Genomic DNA, 19,570 nt, shown 5'->3' with positions numbered 1-19,570 from the left:
CATTTAGATATTTTTGGATATTATGAATAATGCTTTGGATTAAAAGGCTATCATAGATATACCTGACGAAATAAGAAACTCCCTTGCAAATGACAGATCTTGCAAGGGAGTAGAAGCCGTAATGTCTATTTTTTCTTCAAAAACTCAGCATGATATTCATCGGCCATTTTCCGCAATGACCGACCAATAGCGGCGTACTCAAACTCATTTAGATTTGCGAGAGATGCGCGACCCGACGGATGCTGTGTACCGAACCCACGCCCTGGCAGCAGGACGATACCCGTTTCATCCGCTATACGGAATAGTAGCTCATTGGCAGAAAACTCTTGTTTCACCCATACCGCAAAGTCTTCACCATAAAGTTTTCTTGCAATCTTCTCGAGGTCCAGAAGAGTATAATAATCAACTGAATTTTCATTGTCAGGCATATCTATGCCCAGTTCTGCATAAAGCGCTGCCTGCCTGCGACGGATAACACGCTTAAGTGTCGCTTTGTAGCTGTCTTGCTCATCCATCAGAGCAAACAATGAAAACAACACCATCTGTACCTGTTGTGGGGTTGAGAGGCCAGCTGTGTGGTTCAAGGCGACTGTTCTGCTATCCGCGACTAATCTATCGATAAATTTGAGTGATGATACATCAGTCACAATTGACGAATAGCGCCTTTCTAGTGCCTCTTTGGCATCATCAGGGAGCTTGGCAATAGTGTTATCAAGCACATTATTGTGGTGGAGCGCGACTGTTCCCAAACGCCAACCTGTTGCGCCAAAATATTTCGAATAGGAATAGACGAGAATTGTATTGTTGGGGCAAATAGCAAATAGTGATTTGAAATTATCGGCAAATGTGCCGTAGACATCGTCCGTCAACACGATCAAATCTGGACGATGATTTTTCACAATATCTGCAATTCGCTGCAAGCTACGCTCATCCAACTTCACAGATGGTGGATTGCTTGGATTGATGCAAAAGAAGACCTTGATTGAAGGGTCTTTCAACTTGTCCAGTTCGGCGTCCGAATACTGCCAATCTGCATCTGGATCGGCATTAATCGCCACCTCTTCCAGACCATAAGCATCCAGCTCAGGAATTTCGATATAGGGCGTGAAAACCGGCATCCCGATAGCAACTTTATCGCCTTTTTTGACAAGGTGATTTTTCTTTAACGTGTCAAAAACATAAGTCATGGCAGCGGTGCCGCCTTCGGTCGCGAACACATCGACATCTTTGCCTGAAATATGTCCGCCAACCATTTCTTTCATCAGATATTGGCGAACAATATCTTCACTGACACGCAACATTCTCGGCGGTACCGGATAATTGCAACCCAAAATTCCTTCAACCATTTCATGCAGAAAGTCTGAAGCCGACAAGCCGAGCTGGTCGCGAACATAGCTGATGGCGCGCCGTAGAAAATCGACCCCCTCCTGATCGCGATTATCTGCAAGAAAACGTTCAAATCTCGCTTCAATGCCTTCAATGCGCGGCAAGCCACCAATACCTTGCTGCATGTAAGAAAAGGAGAGTTCAGACTCTGTCGCCGCAAAAAGACCGAGCCTGAAAAAGCCCCGACGAGGAAGGGTCGCAAGGAAGTTAGGGTTGCCGCGTCCAGCATTAAGCATAACCATATCGGTTTTGGTGGACGCCAATTTGATGAGCTCGTCTTTAAGTTCAAATGGGCTGAGCTTGGCGAACTGGCTGTAGTCGTTCATTGCTTCTCTCTCCAATAATTTAAACGAACGCGATAACGAGTGGCCCCAACAACGTCAGGAAGACGTTTGCAAGAGCATAGGTGATGGCGAAAGGTGTGGTGGGTACAGAATTGCCAGCCTTGTCGAGAACTTCGCCAAATGCTGGGTTGGCGCTACGAGAACCTGTCAGTGCGCCTGCAAATACAGCCACGTTTTCGTAACGCAGGATGTACCTTCCGACAAGCATCGTAATAATGAGCGGCACAACTGTCACAATGACACCAGCGATAAAGATCGACAGGCCACTTTGTGCAATCGTTGTCACAGCTTGCTGGCCAGACTGAAGACCGACAACGACGACAAACCCGGCGAGGCCAAGATCACGAAGTAAAGTTGATGCAGCAGTTGGCATATTGCCAAGCGTCATATGTCGGCTTTTATACCAGCCGAACACGAGGCCAGACATAAGTGCACCACCGCCCGATCCCAGAGTCAGAGGAATCGAACCTATCTTGACGACAGCCAAACCGATGAGCAAACCAACAGCAATACCAAGGCCGTGAAATACAAAGTCGGTTTTATCACTTGGGATAAGCGCAGGGCCAACACGTGCGGTCAAACGTTGAAGATCTTCCTGTACGCCATAGACCGTTACAAGATCCCCGACCTTGATAACCGTGTCATTGGTGAGATCAACTTTGCTTCCGCTACGTGTAACATTAAGCACATAGATACCATGGCGCAGTTCACCGCTGGCTTGAATAATCTCAGCGACAGTATGATCTGCAAAATCTTTGTTACGAACGACAATGTCACGGGTTGTGACAACCAGTTCCATGCCTTCGCTGCCAGATACTTCTGGACCAAGCTTGTCTTCTAGCCCGATGACACCATTGCGACGTCCAACAATCAGGACTAGATCGTCAGCGAGAAGCTTTGTGGTTGGCTCGACACCGATGATTTTTCCTTTTCGTTTGATGCGTTCAATCGTGACTGCATCACCACCAACAGTAATAACACCGTCATTTGTGAGAGACTCGATCGTGCTGACATTTTTGCCCGCAGCGGAAGTTATCCGATATATACGGCCGACAAGTTCAGGGAGTGCTGGCGTTTCGCCTACTCCGTAAACTTTCGCGCCCTTTAACATTTCCGCTTCTGCTTTAAGAGCATCATCACGAATGCTGCGCTTCATAAACCAAGGCAAAATATTAACGCAGACGATAATCGCACCAAATGATCCGAAGATATAAGTCACCGCGTAACCAATCGCCACGTTTGACTGCAAACGTTGCACTTCATCGGCGGCCAGACCTAGCTTCTCAATTGCAGAACCTGCTGTACCTATAATCGCAGATTGCGTTAAGCCGCCCGCTGCAATACCAGCGGCAATTCCTTTGTCGAGTCCCATAATCCGTGCAAGAATAACAACTGTCACAAGACCACTAATGGCAAGAACTGTTGCCATCACGATTTCACGGATTGATTGTTTGCCTAACGATCGGAAAAATTGTGGACCACTTTCAAAGCCAACAGCGTAAATAAAAAGTGCAAAGAGTACAGCTTTGATACCGTTGTCGATTTCCACGCCAACCTGGCTGATCACTACCGCAGCGAGCAATGAGCCTGCCACGCCGCCAAGTTGAAACTTACCAAACTGAATTTTTCCAATCCAGTAGCCGATCGCCAAAGACAGGAATAGCGCGATTTCTGGCGAATGTCTAAATATGTCACCCAGGGAAAACATTAGATTTCCTAACCATCTGACGAAATACATCGATCTTTGATAGATCCCTTTCGTGAACTTAGGAAAAATGAATAATACCTGTCCAGAACTTTATTTAATATTATGAATATTTATCCACTTTCATGATATAAAACAAAAAATACACATACAACAGAATGAATAACAGACTACTTGTCATTCATTCTGCTGTTCATAACATAAATTATTTAATCGTCTATGCGATTAGTTTTTAATATCTACGGTCAGAAACTTCAATTCTCCAGCACTGGAAAAATCTTTACTGACCTCGCTCACAATGCCATTTTCCAGAGTCAAATCCTCAACCAGGTTGAGTTTCATCTGATCCGCGCCCTTGGCCAGGTTTAAATCCTTGATGTTCACCCAGACGATGTTCGGGCGCGTCGTCGACTCAAATACATAGCGCTTATTGGTCAAGTCCACGACGGTTTGCCACAAGGTCTGCGAAGCCTCCGGTGCATCTGGATCTGGTATTCTGAAGGGTTGGGCTGCATTGCGCATGACGCTAAACATTGAAGCAACAGCCTGCACGTCGCTTTTTGGTTTCGGTAAACGGCTGACATAATAACTAGCGCGCGCAAAACGATCACTTGCTTTTGTTGATCCGGGCAGTGATTGTGATCCGCCCAAACCGCTAATTTGCTTAACCAACTTCAATTGCTGATCATAGGTAGGCGAGTTCGTCATTACACGGTAATCCGTACTATGATAAACGACAGGCTTGCCATGAACATATTCTATAATGCAGGAGTCTCCGGTAGCATCTTCAAGAGCCAGGTGGAGCGCAAGTGGAACGCCACCTGTTGGGTCCTCCATCTGCACGACTTGTACATTTGTCGCCTTGATCCAGGAAACAGCGTCCGCGACAGTTGAAAAATTATCAAGAAAATATTGCAGCCATATCGCCTGACTAAGCTGCGGTCGGCTTGGATCTACTTCACCGTATTCCGACTCCGCCAACCACAGAATATGCCCGGCAAGTCCAGCTTCGTTTAATCCATCGACAGAGATCATATCGAAACAGGTAGCGACCACACTTCCATATTTGGACGTCCATTTCAAATCGCCGTTAACACCGTTATTTCTATCAATGCCACGAGGCTGCGTCCAAAGATTTGTCATAAGATCTTTATAAAAATCCATATTTCGACCGGCTATTACTAAGCCATCATCATCAGACCAAAGAACTCGTGTGCACATACATGACCCCCGTATGATTTAACCTGCAATGAATATTTCGATATAACCTAGGCCAAATATTAGATTAATCAATCTGCGCAGAAAAAATAAACGCTAATAAAATGCCGTTCAAAAAAAATTAAAAACCGCAATCATTAAATCGCGCCGACGATCAATATTTTTGTTTACGTAACGCTCATAATTTCGATACATGTTAAGAAAAGTTATATTCACGGCGGATATACAAGGATTTTTAAATGGATTTCGCGCCTGATCTGGTAAAATACGTATCTATTGTGGTGATAGGTCTTCTGCCAATTATGAACCCACTGACAACCATTCCTTTATATATGTCATTGACCAAGCGCATGAGCGACGAAAACAAACGCGCGCAGGCCAGAAAGACATGCATTTATGCCTTCTTAATCCTTACGGTGTTTATGCTGCTGGGCAATGGTATTATCAAAATATTTGGAATATCGTTACCAGGCATTCGTGTCGCTGGCGGTATAATCATAATGATATTAGCCTTACGCATGATTTTCTCCGGTGAAGACACTTCTTCTGAGGTGGACGCCGATCCTGCAGACATTAAAAAAGCGGATCTCGATTACTCATTCTCACCTCTTGCCATGCCAAGCTTGGCAGGTCCCGGCTCTATAGCTGTAGTCATGGGTTTCTCATCCCAGATTCCAAGTGATCATAGCATATTTGGCCATACAGTGATCGCTATCGGCGTCGCCATCATGTCCATCATCGCCTATATTGGCTTGCTATCATCCAACTGGATTGAAAAATTTCTCGGTGATCATGGCATGCAAGCGGTGACGAAAATTATGGGGTTTCTTTTAACTTGCCTTGCAGTTCAATTTCTCGCATCTGGCATTAGTCAATTTGTCGTAGAATTTGGCAAACCCTAGTCTCGTGACAGATTGACTATGAACCAAAAGCGTTAGTCCACAGATGCACTTAAAAACCATAACTGTGGGCACCGAACCCGGTAACTGCTTCCTTTAAATGGAGCACACCTCGTGCTGGTGCATGTTATACTAACGACTTCTTCACGAGGTTCAGCCAATATGCCACACCGAATGGTATAGCTTTATCATCAAAGTCATATTCTGAGCTGTGCAGTGATGCGCTGTCACCATTGCCAATGAACATGAATGCCCCCGGCACCTCGCGCAGGATAAAGCCGAAGTCTTCTGCCGCCATAGTCGGCTTCATGTCTGCATTGACAAGGCCCGTATCTGTCGCCGCTTTGGCTGCGTCTACTGCAATATCGACCTGTGCCGGATGATTGATCGTAGCCGGATACGGAATGCATCCTTCAGGCAGGACTGCTTCAATATTGACACCAAAGCCATTCGCGGTTTGCAAACATAAAGACTGAATTTCATTACCGATGGTTGCGGCGACATCTTCCGAAAAGCTGCGAATGTTGCAACGCATCTGCACCGTGTCTGGGATGACATTCCACGCCTCGCCGCCATGAATAGATGTGATCGAAACGACTGCAGGATCCAGTGGGTCCAGCTTGCGTGACACAATCGTCTGCAACAGGGTGATAAGATAACCAGCAGCGGCTATTGGATCACGTCCAAGATGTGGCTGTGCGGCATGTGAACCTGTACCCTCAATCGTAATCAGGAGCGCATCCGCGCCAGCCATCATAGCACGTGGTGCAATGCCAAAAGATCCAACTGGCATCCCCGGCCAGTTATGCAAACCAAACGCTGATTGAACCGGGTATTTTTCCAGCAAACCCGCATCAATCATTGCCTGAGCACCTGCCCCACCCTCTTCAGCGGGCTGAAAACAGAAGACAATGCTGCCTTCAAAATCGCGAGCACCCGCAAGAAGTTTTGCTGCACCTAATAACATAACCATGTGGCCATCATGGCCACATGCATGCATCTTGCCCGGAAATTGCGAACGGTATCCAAGACTTGTTCGCTCTTCAATCGGCAAAGCATCCATATCCGACCGCAGCAGAATGCGATGCTGCTGATTTTTTGCAGGTCCCGTTCTGCCATGCAAAACACCGATAACACCGCTTTGCGCTATATCTTCAACGACCTCATCAAAGCCAAACTGACGAAGTTTATTGGCTACAAAAGACGCGGTCCGGGGCAACGCATACATAAGCTCAGGATATCGATGCAGTTCGTGCCGCCAGCTGATAAGCTCTTGCAGAAACTCCGAATTGTTTTCCAGATTAAGCAAAGACATAACAGACCTTTTTAAACGGGAGATTTCAAGGTTTGAAGACTAACCCGTTCAAGGCCGGCTCTTACTGCTTTCGGGAATAAGATAAATAGCACCAGCGGCAATTAGGCTTGTAACCATCACATACCAAGCCGGAGAAATCGGATTACCAGTCGTTTTAATTAAATAAGTAATGATGAAGTGGGTGGTGCCACCAAAAATCGTCACACTCAGACCGTAGGCAATCGACAGACCTGTTGCACGTATCGACCGGGGCAGCAATTCCGGAATAGCTATGAAGGTAGCAGCTCCGCTGATTGAAGTTATGCCTGCAAGGATTGCGGATGTAAGAAAAAGTGTCGTAGGTGACGGATGCAGCGTCAGCCAAATAAATAGCGGCACGATGATGACAGCCGTCATAACACGAGGCCAGAACATCACGCTCCACCGCCCAATACGATCAGACATCCAGCCGCCAATAAGACTACAAATCAAAACTGCCAAGCCGCCCGCAATTGTTGCACCGATTGCCACAGAAGGTGAAAGCTTTAGCGTGGTGATTGCATATGTCGTCATATATTGAGCAACATATGTCGAAACGGTCAGGCCCATAATGCTTAATATCGCCAGAATGATCAGCCCTGTATAGCCACGCAGCTCGCCCCAGCCCTGATGTTCACGTGACGACGTGCCCTGCTCGCGTGTCTCCGGCATATCGCGACGCAAGTAGATACCAATAGGGATAAGCAGCAGACAAAAAAGGAATGGAACCCGCCAACCCCAATCGGCAAGCTGTTCGAGAGGTAAAATTAAGGACATCAGCAGGCCTATTAACCCTGCCATCATCGCAGCAACACCCTGACTTGCAAGCTGCCAGCTAACGAAGAAGCCTTTTTTATTTTCCGGGGCGATCTCAACCAGAAATGCCGTCGATGGTCCAACCTCGCCACCCAAAGCGAAACCTTGAATCAATCTGCATATAACGATGATAATAGGAGCAGCGACACCAATTGCTGCATATGTTGGTGTAAAGGCAAGCCCCAAAGTCCCAACTGTAATGAGCATGATAGTCAGCAGCATGGCCGGTTTACGACCGATCCTATCAGCAAAACCGCCGATAAAAATTGCACCTAATGGTCGGGAAAAGAAGCCAACGCCATAGACTGCAACGCTCAACAACAGACTGACATACGGATCCGTTGCCGGAAAGAAAGCATTGCCAATATAGACAGCAAAAAACGCATAGACGATGAAGTCATAGAACTCCAACGCATTGCCAGCGACCGCGGCAACCACAACTTTCTTTTTAACCGGGCTATCTGCCAGATCAATTTCATTGGACAGAATGCTGCCCTTATTTGGCGTTGTTACATTCAAATTCATCTATTTTCCCCAAGGTTTTGGCCTTTAAACCAACGATTGAATGGATTGATGCCTGACTTTAAAGCAGGCAATTCCATTTTCTTTTCTCGCAGTTTGATCTGATAGTCACTTTATCGGCTGGCAGGTTAGCAGTAGTTGTACGTATGTTTTTATCGATCGGGCCTGAGTCTTTATGCATGGGGACATTTTTCCTTACAGTCATACGCGGCAGCCCATTTGCTAGACTTTGCCAGCAAACTGGCCGCCGAAATACTTAATCAATGCAAACCATTTATTTTTTTACCAGTGCGCATTGTGACTTGTCCAAAGGCTGAAACGCCTTGTCAGGTGAAACAGTAGCCAACAACTTATAGTAGTCCCAATCACCACTCGATTCCGCGGGCGTTTTTACCTCAAACAGATACATGTCATGCATCATTCGACCATCTTCACGGACATAACCGTTCTTGTAGAAAACGTCATTGACGGGCAGTTCCCGCATTTTTGCGACGACTTGCTCGGTATCATCGGTTCCTGCTTTCTCAATCGCGCGAAGATAATGCAGCACTGACGAGTAAACACCTGTTTGCAACATATTGGGCATTGCGTTGCGCTGCTCATAAAACCGCTTGGACCAAGCTCTGGTTTCATCATTCATGTCCCAGTAACTCGCTTCGACAATGGTCAAGCCTTGTGCTTCCTCAAGTCCCAGCCCATGGACGTCATTGATAAAGCCACCGAGTGTTGCAACTTTTTGCCCTGCCTGCGTAAGACCGAACTGCGCAGCCTGTTTCACCGAGTTGATTGTATCTGCACCAGCATTTGCAAGCGCTACGACATTAGCACCTGAACCCTGAGCCGTCAGAAGAACTGAAGCGAAATCTGTGGTTCCAATCGGCAGACGGGTGCTACCTAAAACAGTGCCACCACGCGCCTTAACCACATCGCCTGTTTCTTTCTCAAGACCATGCCCAAAAGCGTAATCCGCCGTTACAAAATACCAGCTATTCATACCCTGATCAACGAGAGCCTGTCCCGTCGTATGGGCAATAGCATAGGTATCGTAGGCCCAATGCATAACATATGGACCACAAAGGTCATTTGTTATGCGCAATGAACCAGGAGAGCTCAAAACGATCAGTTTATTTTTTTGCTTGGCAACTTCAAGAGCTGCCAATGCAGGCGATGATGAAGCGACGTCAAGAATTGCATCAACCTTGTCTTCATCTAGCCATTTACGCGCGATTGCCCCACCTATATCCGGTTTATTCTGATGATCTGCGCTTATAATTTCAATTGGCATACCAAGAACGGTTCCACCAAACTCGTCTACCGCCATCTGTGCGGCCGTAACGGCTCCCATGCCTGTGATATCGGCATAAACTCCGCTCATATCTTCAATCAGACCAATCCGAACGACACCGTCACTGATCTTTTCCTGAGCATAACTTGCAGATGTGGCGAGCAAGCTGGTCAGACAGAGCGTATAGCCTAAAATCTTCAGAGATATTCCCATATTCATGCACCTCCCAATGCATATACTTCCAACACTCAAACCAAATCGGCGCGTAAGCCCACAGCAAATCTTTCTGCTTGTTCCAATGCGGACAGCGAAACTCCGGTTGAATATCCTCTCTCTTGAAGATGTGTGACGAGAGTAGAGGTTTTAAGGTTTCCAGCAGCACCGGGCGCGTAAGGACAGCCACCAAGCCCCCCGGCAGCACTGTCAAAGACACGTATATCATGATTGAGAGCGACGTCGACGTTATTGAGCGCCTGTCCTGACGTATCGTGAAAATGACATGCCAAGCCCTCAGCCGGAAATTGTGCCCTCACGTTCTTTAACATGGCATCGACCTGATCTGGAGAAGCACGGCCAATAGTATCCGCAAGAGAAACCTCCGTGCAGCCCAGGGCCATTAAAGCAGCAACCACTTGAGTTGTGGCTTGTGGCGTTATGAGACCTTCAAATGGGCACTCCGTGGTGCAGGATATGTAGCCACGCAATCTCGCCCCATATTCTTGTGCGAGAGCTGCCACAGGTGCAAACCGCTCAAAGCTTTCAGCAATCGAGCAATTAATATTCTTTTGTGCAAAGGTTTCTGAGGCGCTGGTAAAGATGGCAATTTCTTCAACGCCGATTGCCAAAGCGCTTAATGCGCCCTTTTCATTGGGCACCAGAACGGACCTCTTTAACCCCGAACTTTCAGGCACATTGCGCAACACCATTTCATGATCTGCCATTTGTGGAACCCATCGCGGTGACACAAATGCGGTGAGTTCAATGCGCGACAATCCGGCATCACATAGAAGTTCGATCAGCCGCAACTTATCATTGGTTGGCACAATGTGTTTTTCATTTTGCAACCCGTCGCGCGGGCCGACTTCAACGATTGAAATATGGGTCATCAGCACATCACCACAAAAGCTGCTCTGTTATCCGCCGCAGCATGATCATCACTTTTGTCTCGATCTATTGGCAAAAGCTGCGAGGCCGCGCTGCGCGTCTTCACTTGTGAAAGTACGTTGCCCGAGAGCAGCTTCCTGCCGATAAGCCTCCACGAGAGGTAAGTGCTGCAACGTCAGCGCAGCTTCTTTGATAGTCTGCACAGCCGTTGCGCTTAACGAAGCAATGTGATGCGCTGTCTCATGTGCCACCTCGTCGACGTCGGCAATGCCATGGAGGTGATTAACCACGCCCACTCTGTACATATCCGCCGCAGAAAATCGCTTTGCCGTCAGCATAATTTCCATCGCATGTGCGTAGCCAACCTGACGAACCAATCGCACAAGTGTGCCTCCCGCAGGCACGAAACCATGACCTGCTTCCGGCAACTGAAATTGAGCGTCATGCGCTGCAATACGAATATCGGTAGCGAGCATGATCTCGAACCCGCCACCAAGACAAAGCCCTTTGATCGCGCTGATCACAGGTTTAAAAAAGCCTTCAACCTTCAGATGGGCCGGATCCCATTCAGAGATATCGAAGCGGCCTTCCGCCAATGCAGGAATTGACTCGGTCAGATCAGCACCCACACAGAACGCCCTGTCTCCTGCCCCCGTGAGTACGACCGCTCGTATTGCTTCATCTTTAGCCGCTTCATCAAAAGCTTTGCCAAGATCGTCATACATCGCAAGCGTCAAGGCATTGAGTTTATCGGGCCGGTTGATGCAGATGGTAGCAACGCCTTTGTCGTTGTGATAATCGATTGACATCAGATGGCCCCCGCAACCTTGAGACGGTTGAGTTCATCCGCATCAATTCCAATCAGTCTTTCCAAGACCAGAGCATTGTGCTCGCCGGGTGCTGGCGCCTTTTCATGGTCCGTTTCCTGCTTGCCTGAAAGTTTGATTGGCATACCAAACATACCGATCAGTTTGCCAGCAACAGGAACATTAACAATCATGTTTCGCGCGGCGATATGTGGATCCTCAACGACCTCGGCGATTGTTTTAATGGCGCTCAATGGTACTTTGTCGCCCGCCATATCCTCAAGTTCGGCCTTGGTATAATTGGAGAACCATCCCTCAAGCAAAGGCTTAACCACAGTGTCCGCAATGACCGGATCAAACCGCTTCTCCATTGTATCAATCGCTGAATCCGTTGCCTTTTCAGGATTGCCAAACATGGCACATGTGATGGCCCAGAATTTGTCAGTGTAGCCACCAAAGAAGACAAAGCCATCTTTGCAACGAAACTGACCATAAGGCCGCACGAAGGGATGGTCGTTGCCAAGTGGTGTAGCCACTTCTTTTTGCGTGGTATAGCGAACAACCGCATTTTCTGTCAGCGTCAAAACTGAGTCTTGCTGCGATACATCGACGACTTGGCCTTGCCCCGTGCGTTCAGCTTCCCTTAATGCTGCGATTGCCCCAATTGCAGCGTAAAGCGATGCAGCAAGATCACCGATGATTGTGCCTACACGCACAGGCGGACGATCTGCGTAGCCGTTCATTGACCACAAGCCACCCGCAGCCTGACCAGTATTATCATATGCTGGCCGTGACGAGTTTGGCCCTGTACGTCCAAAACCACTGATAGCTGCATAAACAAGCCTGGGATTAATTGCTTTCAAGCTATCATAGCCAAGGCCCAGTTTTTCCATTGTCCCCGGTCGAAAATTCTCGACAAGAATATCAACCTTGCGCACTAATTTACGCAACAGCTCCTTCCCTTCATCCGACTTCAAATTGAGTGTGATACCCAGCTTATTGCGATTAAACTGCGTAAAAAATGCACTAAGCTGCTCTTCATCGTCACCGACGAAGGGAGGAAAAGTACGCGCATAATCTGGTTCAGCGGGGTGTTCCACCTTGATGACTGTTGCGCCAAGCTCTGCCATCAGCATCGAACAAAACGGTCCAGCGACAACGCGTGTTATATCCAGAACTGTTACGCCAGTCAGCGGCCCGGTGCGACGGGCCTTCCAGCTGTCGAATTCGTTTTGTTCTGTCATCATGTTTCTCCCAAAGTCTGAACTATCTGCCTGATCGCCCGATAAAGCGTAGAATTCAGCGGAATGAAATCGATTAGCGTTTGCAAACCGTTATTTTATTTAAGATTTTTCAAGGCGCACTGCGTTAATAAGCTCTTTTGCTCGGTCCACACGCACGTCGTGATCCGCTGCCAGCTTGGCAGCTATAAGCTCTATTTCGCTGCCAACAGCTCCGGCAACAATCGCGATATTACGAGCATGAAGAGCCATGTGACCACGTTGGATCCCCTCGGTCGCGAGAGCACGCAGCGCTGCCATGTTTTGTGCAAGCCCGACCGCTGTCGTCACTTCAGCAAGTTCCTGCGCCGTCGAAACACCTAAAATCCGCAGCGCGGCCTGAGCAGACGGGTGGGTTTTGGTTGCTCCGCCAACAATACCAAGGGCCATTGGCAGTTCCAGTGTACCGACAAGATGGTTCTCGTTATCAATTTCCCATCGGGTGAGTGAGGTATAACGACCGCTTCGCGCTGCATAAGCATGGGCGCCTGCTTCAATTGCGCGCCAATCATTGCCTGTTGCTACCACGACCGGATCAATGCCGTTCATAATACCTTTATTGTGGGTGGCAGCACGATATGGATCAACAATCGCAAAGGCGCAAGCCTCGACAATTCCCTGCGCAATCCGCGCACCTTCATATTCATCCGTCTTGAGAATATCAGGTGAAAGCCTAACACTGGCGCGCGCCAAACGAAGATCGGCAAAGTTGGACAGAATACGCAGGCGCACCACACCACCCGAAACCTTTTCGATGAGTGGCGCAACGGCTTCTGCCATGGTGTTAACGGTATTCGCACCCATAGCATCGCGAACATCAACGATTAGATGTGCAGCGAGCATTGGCCCAACCGGCGTATCATCAAAGATATGAACTTCGACATCACGGCAGCCACCACCAAGCGAAACCAGCACTTTGTCGCGTGCGTTGGCGGCAGCTATAATCGCATCCCGCTCTCGCAAAATCCGCGCCCGTGCGCCGTGAGGGTCGGTCACATTAATAACCTGAATCTGCGCGCGCATAATCGGTCCGCTGCTGGAAGTGAAAAAACCTCCACCCTCGCGTGCAAGCCTTGCCATATAGGACGCAGCAGCGACGACAGAAGGCTCTTCCACTGCCATCGGGATCAGGTAATCTTTGCCATTAACGGTAAAATTCGTTGCGATGCCTATCGGCAGTTCGAAGGTTCCGATAACATTCTCGATCATTCCATTAGCAAGCGAAAGCGGCAATGAACCCGGCTCAAACGCCTTTTGTTGCGCGTCATTCAGCCGTGCCGCCTCAACGACGCGTGCCATGCGCTCTTCAGGTTCTAAATTGCGCAGGCCCTCAATACGCGAACTAAGCTGATGTGTTCCGCTGTTGTGAATGTCGGCCAATGCCGCCTCCCATGTATTCTTCCTCTTGATCAGAAATCAACGTTATTGCTATGATTGAACAGGTACAGTTAAACTTAATTGTTACCAAACTGTACCCAATACGGAGGCAGCTTTTTGACAAGCCCTAACATTGCGCCTGAACAATCGGGTACATTGACCGATCAACTATTCACGCTGTTGAGCAGCGAGGTTAAACAAGGATTGCGGCCGGTTGGAAGTCGTTTGATGTCGATCCGTAAAGCAGCCGAACGGTTTAATGTCTCTAAGAATACTATCATTGAGGTCTATGATCGACTCGTCGCCGCAGGTTTAGCCGTAGCGAGACCTGGTTCGGGATTTGTGGTCTGTTTGCCGCAGGATATGCAACGAAATGAGCGCCCGCGCCATGTGGCAGAGGCCGTTGATATTGCCACTCTTCTCAGCGCCCAGTTAGACGAGAATTTTACAATTCGTGTCGGCGATGGACGCCCGCCAGCTTCATGGGCAGAACAGTCAGAAATAAAGCGTCATTTGGGCGCGTCAGGCATCGCTCACATCATGGGAACAGACGCCTACGGCTCCGCACTTGGTTTTCCACCGCTTCGTCAGGAAATCTCGAAAAAATTGGCCTCACAGCACGTTAATGCGTCACCTGAGCAGATACTGATGACCTTTGGTGCAAATCACGCGCTTGATCTTATCGTTCGTGCCTTTCTGTCGCCTGGCGATGTCGTGCTGGTTGATGAGCCTGGCTATTATCCACTCTTTGCGAAACTAAAACTGGCACAGATAAGAATGGTCGGTATACGCAGAAACGCTGATGGACCCGACGTCTCTGATTTCATCGCAAAAGCGGCATCAGAACGCCCACGATTTTTCTTCACCCAATCAATCGGGCACAACCCAACGGGAAGCTCAATCAGCCTACCCGTGGCCCACGCTCTGTTGAACGCTGCAGCCCAACATAACATTACGATTGTTGAAGACGATCCTTTCTCTGATTTAGCTTCAAACGTCCCGAGTCGCCTTGTCACCCTCGATCAACTCAACCGGGTCATGTCGATTGGCACTTTTTCAAAGACACTCTCGGCCAGCTTGCGCAGCGGCTATATTGTCGGAAGCGCCGAGTGGATTAATGCTTTGACTGAGCTCAAAATGCTCACAAGCGTCAACAGTTCCGGCCATGTTGAGCGACTTATCCATCGGCTGCTTATGGAGGGCCATTACGCACGACATCTTAAGCGGCTATCACATCGTATCGAGACAGCAGCTGACCGTGCTATGAAGCAACTGGAAATGCTGGGATATCGCGTTTTCTCAGATAATGGCGGCGGGTATTATCTCTATCTGCAACTTCCTTCGCATATCGATGACATTGAGCTGGCAAAACGCGGCGCAAAAGATGGTATCTTCATCGCCCCGGGAAGTGTCTTCTGCGTCAATAAAGACAATCCAGTGCGGCGGGGAATCCGTTTGAATGTTGCCCACACGGACAATGAAGAATTCTACGGATTCCTCGCACGCCACCTCAGTTAAAATGCAGAGCCAAGGCGTGAACTTGTCTTTTCGGACCTTTGCAGCCTGTTTACTGGCAACCACCGAAAGCTATTCGGTATTGTCGGCTTCGCGCATTCGCAACATCCAGTATTTTAGGCTTGCATCATCAAGTTTGCTAACAATGTGCTCAAAAGTCTCAGATGTTTCATCCTGACCGAGCTTGAAGCGTGCCGATACAGAAACAATCTGCGCCCTAAAGCCAACAATTGCTGTCTTGAGCTTCTCATATCGCGCGCCGATCTGATCAATAGACCACGGCGATGGTTGATCCTGCTCCATATGCGCGACTGTACAGCGAAGTGCTTCATCAGTCAGCCCATCATCAGTGCTGATATCAGCGATGATTTTGACCGTTATAAAGTTCCACGTCGGCGCCCAGTTTGACCGCCCGGCCATTGCGGGGGAAATGTATCCCGCCGGACCGTGAAAAATGAAGATAGCGCGCGCGACAACACCTTTTCCCCGAACGAGGGCCGACCGGCGCGGTAAGTGGCCCAACAGACTTGAGGGCTTACCCGATGCATCCGTTTCAAGCAAAACCGGCATATCAAGCGTGGAAGGATCTTCATCTAACCCCAGAATACTGGCCATCGGATAGGCGCCAACGACATCCGATAAATCCTGATCTGACCAGGTACTGAACTTATCACTCATTTTATTCTTTCATTATCCCTTCTCAGCAGAAGCGATCATAGAGGCATCAGAAAAGCCGGTTTATCGTTTGTCAGCGTGGCCCAAAATATTAAGCACCACACGCGAAAATACGCTGGCACCAATCGGTATAAGCTCATCAGGAAAATCGTAGTCCGGACTATGAAGAGCCTGTACTGCGTGTCCTGCGCCTAAGAAAAACATCGCCGAAGGCGCCACAGAGCGGAATCGTCCAAAATCCTCCGATCCACGCATTGGTAAATCTCCGGGACCAAAAGCCACACCTTCATCAGTCATAGCGACCATAAGATGTTCCACCGCCTCAGGACTGTTCTCACAATGCGGAAACACATCATGATAGTCTATCACGACATCAAGTCCGTCCTCATACGCCACCTTTTGCACAAGCGCCTCAACATCGGCTTGCAGTACATCCATGCGGCTATCCGTCAAGGTTCGAAGCGTTGCCCATATTTCGGCAGAACCCGGCGCAACCCCAAATGTGGGCTCGCCCAGCGCAGCATGAGTGACGGTAATCATCGCAAATGAAGGAGCAATCTCCTGCCCCGCTTTCGGCATGTTTTCCGAAAATGCTGCCAAATTCGGCATAAGGCGCGACAACGCCATCATGGGCGATTTTCCGGTTTCGGGCGTCGATGCATGCGCTGTCCGTCCGGTTAAACGCACTCTAATACCACGTGATGCACAATTGACCGGACCTGTTTTCAATACACAATAGCCCATGTCATAGCCGGGCATATTATGCAGTGAAAATGACAGATCTGGTCGTATTTCTTCAAATGCCGGATCTTCCAGAACAGCTAAAGCACCCGCCCCTGTTTCTTCAGCGGGCTGAAACAGCAGAATTGCGCGCCCCCTGGCGGGGCGGTTTCGGGAAACAACACGCGCAAAGGCTGCCATCGTAGCCATATGACCGTCATGTCCACACATATGACCCTTACCAGCCCTAACCGATGCGTGAGCGAGGCCATTCGTTTCCGCAATCGGCAAAGCATCAAGTTCACAACGAAACAGAACTGATGGGCCTGGCTCACGACCTTCAAACACAACAGCCACACCAGTCTGCCCGAGCGCCGTTAACATGCGATCCGGCTTAAGAGGTTCGAGAAATGAGACGACGCGTTGCGCTGTCTCATACTCTTCGCCCGATATTTCTGGATTGCGATGCAGATCATGTCGAAATGCAACCAATTCCCGAATATCCTGATCAGAGAACAAAGCTTGCCCCGCTTGGTCAGTCAATGTGCGCTTCCTTCATCTTAATTTTTGAGAACGTTTTTTATAAATCGGGCGCCATCAGCGATTGCTTCCCGTGCCAAACTCGACATGGACATCGCTTCAAGAAATGAATGCGTTGCACCTTTGTAAATTTTATAATCTGGTTTTGCACCAGTATCCTGCAACTTGGCTACCATCGCGTAGCTATTGTCGGCAATGATGTCCCGGTCAGGAATAACAAAAAATGTGGGCGGAAGATCACGGACATCGGCCTTGAGCGAATAGATTTCCGGACTTATCAAATCCTCGGTAGAGCGAGTGTAATTCGAATAATAATAGTTAATCTCATCGCGATCCATGACCGAGCCAGAACCACCATGCAATGCTTCAGCCTCATCGGAGCATTCGGTCGAAAAACCTGCATAGTTGAACAAAACACCTTTGAGAAAGGCCCCCTCACCCTTTTCCCGCAAGCGTATTGCAACAGCCATGCTAATATTGCCTCCGGCAGAATCTCCGCCAATTGCCACGCGATCAAGAGCGATGCCAATATCCGCCGTTTTCAGCCAGGTTAAAGTATCTTCGACCTGATCGATTGCTACGGGATATTTGTATTCAGGTGAGAGATAATAATCCAACCCAAGAACCTTAACATTCGCAGCAGCAGCATATTCCCGCATCAGGCGATCATGTGTATCAATACTAAAAAGTGTGAACCCTCCGCCATGGAGATAAATGAGCAGCGGTGCCTCATCATCAAGACCGGGATTGTATAGGCGCGTGCGCATCGCACCGTGCCGCGTTGGGATCGAAAACTCGCGAACATCTGCCATTTCGGGCCCACCCTGACGAAATGGTTCTCGAACAGCTTCAGCAATCTTACGCGCTTCGTCCGTCGATACAGACGATAATGAGGGATGCTTCGCCCAACCTTCACGCATCTTTGCGAGAAAAAGGCCAATCTCCTCATCAATGGGCGAAAGATCGAGTTCGGATTGTGCAGCCAGAAGAGTTTTGTTCACTGGATTGTTCCTATCAATTGTCTTGGCCAGACGACCCTAGCAACTGTCCACTTTGAACTGCTCGTTCTATCGGGTCTTTTACTTTCTCATTCAGGCCGTTATCGAACGCCGCGACAAATTCTGCGCTGCCCGATAATGGCTCGGTGGAAAGCCGAAAGAACGATGAAAAACTGAGGTAAAAGCCGAAACACTTTCATAGCCGATACCAAAGGCCACTGATGTGATTGAATGGCCTGCATGCAGCAAAGAAACTGCGTGCATCAACCGAACCTGCAAACGCCATGTCGCCATTCCCATACCGGTCTCATTCTTGAAAATACGGGTGAAAGTACGGCGTCCCATATTGGCAATAGATGCCCAATAGTCGATATCACTCTGATCGCTTGGGTTCTCGATCAACTGATTGCAAACGCGTAAGATGCGATTGTCGCGCGGCATGGGGATATGAATATTCATCGTCGGCATGCGCGGGATTTCATCAAGAAGTAACCGGACAATCTGCCCCTCGCGTCCCGTTTCATCATAGGCAAAGTTGAAGGTTACAATCTCGCCGATCAGCGCGCAGATCAGATCAGACACCTCGAATACACGGCATTTTTCAGGCAAGTTATCGAGTGTAGGATCGATGTAAACAACGTGAAACCTGACATTCTCTCGACAACTGGTTTGATGGCGCACACCGGGAGGGATCCAGATAGCGCGATTGGGCGGCAAAATATAGCTCGCATCTTCCGTCGTGATACAAAGAACGCCTGAAATCGAGAAGCTCAATTGTGCTCGTTCATGGGAATGAAACGGATCAACATAGCCAGCCGGATACTCATCAGACAGCGTTACCACTGGTCGAATTGTAAGAGGATAATCTTGGCTGCGTTTCATTGTATCTCCCGGCGCATTACGACTCCCTGATATTCATTGCCGATTTTGACGCCCCTATAGCCAAATTCAAGTAGTATAGTTCTAAATTACCTCAAATTGGCCAAATCGAAGAAGTTTCAGTCCCGCGAGCGACAAACTTTCGCTGGCTCTGCTGTTAGTCTGCTG

The 19,570-nt window shown here is 48.7% G+C and carries 16 protein-coding genes; 2 read left to right on the top strand and 14 right to left on the bottom strand.

Annotation, left to right across the window (positions count from 1 at the left end; genetic code table 11):
- Positions 1–125 precede the first annotated feature (125 nt).
- From J2782_RS16955 to J2782_RS16945, 3 genes are all read right to left on the bottom strand, one after another.
- Positions 126–1,712, bottom strand: a complete 1,587-nt coding sequence (locus tag J2782_RS16955; protein ID WP_310014695.1) for a bifunctional aspartate transaminase/aspartate 4-decarboxylase — start codon at positions 1,710–1,712, stop codon at positions 126–128.
- Between the two features lie 19 nt (positions 1,713–1,731).
- The gene (aspT, locus tag J2782_RS16950; protein WP_310014694.1) at positions 1,732–3,438 is read right to left on the bottom strand and encodes an aspartate-alanine antiporter; all 1,707 of its coding nucleotides are present in this window, start codon (positions 3,436–3,438) and stop codon (positions 1,732–1,734) included.
- A 222-nt stretch (positions 3,439–3,660) separates the two neighbouring features.
- A complete protein-coding gene (locus J2782_RS16945; protein ID WP_310014691.1) occupies positions 3,661–4,656 on the bottom strand; it encodes a linear amide C-N hydrolase in 996 nt (331 codons plus the stop codon).
- Positions 4,657–4,892: 236 nt separating this feature from the next.
- On the opposite strand from J2782_RS16945, the gene J2782_RS16940 reads away from it, so the two are divergent.
- Positions 4,893–5,555, top strand: coding sequence for a MarC family NAAT transporter (locus J2782_RS16940; protein ID WP_310014690.1), 663 nt, complete (start codon positions 4,893–4,895; stop codon positions 5,553–5,555).
- Positions 5,556–5,679: 124 nt separating this feature from the next.
- Here the strand turns inward: J2782_RS16940 and J2782_RS16935 are convergent, their stop codons facing one another.
- From J2782_RS16935 to J2782_RS16905, 7 genes are all read right to left on the bottom strand, one after another.
- Positions 5,680–6,867 carry an amidohydrolase gene (locus J2782_RS16935; RefSeq protein ID WP_310014689.1) on the bottom strand — a complete coding sequence of 396 codons (1,188 nt, stop codon included), beginning with the start codon at positions 6,865–6,867 and terminating at the stop codon, positions 5,680–5,682.
- Positions 6,868–6,915: 48 nt separating this feature from the next.
- Entirely contained in the window at positions 6,916–8,226 is a 1,311-nt protein-coding gene (locus tag J2782_RS16930) for an MFS transporter (protein WP_310014688.1), read from the bottom strand.
- Between the two features lie 271 nt (positions 8,227–8,497).
- The gene (locus tag J2782_RS16925; RefSeq protein ID WP_310014687.1) at positions 8,498–9,721 is read right to left on the bottom strand and encodes an ABC transporter substrate-binding protein; all 1,224 of its coding nucleotides are present in this window, start codon (positions 9,719–9,721) and stop codon (positions 8,498–8,500) included.
- Between the two features lie 35 nt (positions 9,722–9,756).
- Positions 9,757–10,614, bottom strand: a complete 858-nt coding sequence (locus tag J2782_RS16920) for a hydroxymethylglutaryl-CoA lyase (RefSeq protein WP_310014684.1) — start codon at positions 10,612–10,614, stop codon at positions 9,757–9,759.
- A gap of 48 nt (positions 10,615–10,662) precedes the next feature.
- Positions 10,663–11,421, bottom strand: coding sequence for an enoyl-CoA hydratase/isomerase family protein (locus tag J2782_RS16915; RefSeq protein ID WP_310014682.1), 759 nt, complete (start codon positions 11,419–11,421; stop codon positions 10,663–10,665).
- Entirely contained in the window at positions 11,421–12,665 is a 1,245-nt protein-coding gene (locus J2782_RS16910) for a CaiB/BaiF CoA transferase family protein (protein WP_310014680.1), read from the bottom strand. The genes J2782_RS16915 and J2782_RS16910 overlap by 1 nt, the downstream gene beginning before the upstream one ends.
- Before the next feature lie 96 nt (positions 12,666–12,761).
- Complete coding sequence (locus J2782_RS16905; RefSeq protein WP_310014678.1) at positions 12,762–14,078, bottom strand: hydroxymethylglutaryl-CoA reductase, degradative; 1,317 nt, start codon at positions 14,076–14,078, stop codon at positions 12,762–12,764.
- 114 nt (positions 14,079–14,192) lie between these two features.
- On the opposite strand from J2782_RS16905, the gene J2782_RS16900 reads away from it, so the two are divergent.
- Positions 14,193–15,593, top strand: coding sequence for an aminotransferase-like domain-containing protein (locus J2782_RS16900; protein ID WP_310014676.1), 1,401 nt, complete (start codon positions 14,193–14,195; stop codon positions 15,591–15,593).
- Between the two features lie 69 nt (positions 15,594–15,662).
- Here the strand turns inward: J2782_RS16900 and J2782_RS16895 are convergent, their stop codons facing one another.
- The 4 genes from J2782_RS16895 to J2782_RS16880 all read right to left on the bottom strand — a co-directional run bounded on the left by J2782_RS16895 (position 15,663) and on the right by J2782_RS16880 (position 19,405).
- Positions 15,663–16,268 (bottom strand): FMN-binding negative transcriptional regulator, encoded by a 606-nt coding sequence (locus tag J2782_RS16895; protein WP_310014675.1) that lies wholly within the window; start codon positions 16,266–16,268, stop codon positions 15,663–15,665.
- A 60-nt stretch (positions 16,269–16,328) separates the two neighbouring features.
- The gene (locus tag J2782_RS16890; RefSeq protein WP_310014674.1) at positions 16,329–17,528 is read right to left on the bottom strand and encodes an amidohydrolase; all 1,200 of its coding nucleotides are present in this window, start codon (positions 17,526–17,528) and stop codon (positions 16,329–16,331) included.
- A gap of 17 nt (positions 17,529–17,545) precedes the next feature.
- Complete coding sequence (locus tag J2782_RS16885) at positions 17,546–18,526, bottom strand: alpha/beta hydrolase fold domain-containing protein (protein ID WP_310014672.1); 981 nt, start codon at positions 18,524–18,526, stop codon at positions 17,546–17,548.
- 90 nt (positions 18,527–18,616) lie between these two features.
- Positions 18,617–19,405 (bottom strand): AraC family transcriptional regulator, encoded by a 789-nt coding sequence (locus J2782_RS16880; RefSeq protein ID WP_310014671.1) that lies wholly within the window; start codon positions 19,403–19,405, stop codon positions 18,617–18,619.
- Positions 19,406–19,570 lie beyond the last annotated feature (165 nt).

Origin of the sequence: Brucella pseudogrignonensis (assembly GCF_031454375.1) — a bacterium.
GTDB lineage: Bacteria > Pseudomonadota > Alphaproteobacteria > Rhizobiales > Rhizobiaceae > Brucella > Brucella pseudogrignonensis_A.
Note: the sequence above shows the minus strand (reverse complement) of the source record. Positions and strands in the feature narration are given on the sequence as shown.

Bases quoted from the DNA above. Each gene is read 5' to 3' on its own strand.
- J2782_RS16910 (WP_310014680.1), bottom strand. From the start codon at position 12,665: ATGATGACAGAACAAAACGAATTCGACAGCTGGAAGGCCCGTCGCACC.
- J2782_RS16930 (WP_310014688.1), bottom strand. From the start codon at position 8,226: ATGAATTTGAATGTAACAACGCCAAATAAGGGCAGCATTCTGTCCAAT.
- J2782_RS16935 (WP_310014689.1), bottom strand. From the start codon at position 6,867: ATGTCTTTGCTTAATCTGGAAAACAATTCGGAGTTTCTGCAAGAGCTT.
- J2782_RS16945 (WP_310014691.1), bottom strand. From the start codon at position 4,656: ATGTGCACACGAGTTCTTTGGTCTGATGATGATGGCTTAGTAATAGCC.
- aspT (WP_310014694.1), bottom strand. From the start codon at position 3,438: ATGTTTTCCCTGGGTGACATATTTAGACATTCGCCAGAAATCGCGCTA.
- J2782_RS16915 (WP_310014682.1), bottom strand. From the start codon at position 11,421: ATGTCAATCGATTATCACAACGACAAAGGCGTTGCTACCATCTGCATC.
- J2782_RS16940 (WP_310014690.1), top strand. From the start codon at position 4,893: ATGGATTTCGCGCCTGATCTGGTAAAATACGTATCTATTGTGGTGATA.
- J2782_RS16880 (WP_310014671.1), bottom strand. From the start codon at position 19,405: ATGAAACGCAGCCAAGATTATCCTCTTACAATTCGACCAGTGGTAACG.
- J2782_RS16920 (WP_310014684.1), bottom strand. From the start codon at position 10,614: ATGACCCATATTTCAATCGTTGAAGTCGGCCCGCGCGACGGGTTGCAA.
- J2782_RS16955 (WP_310014695.1), bottom strand. From the start codon at position 1,712: ATGAACGACTACAGCCAGTTCGCCAAGCTCAGCCCATTTGAACTTAAA.
- J2782_RS16925 (WP_310014687.1), bottom strand. From the start codon at position 9,721: ATGGGAATATCTCTGAAGATTTTAGGCTATACGCTCTGTCTGACCAGC.
- J2782_RS16895 (WP_310014675.1), bottom strand. From the start codon at position 16,268: ATGAGTGATAAGTTCAGTACCTGGTCAGATCAGGATTTATCGGATGTC.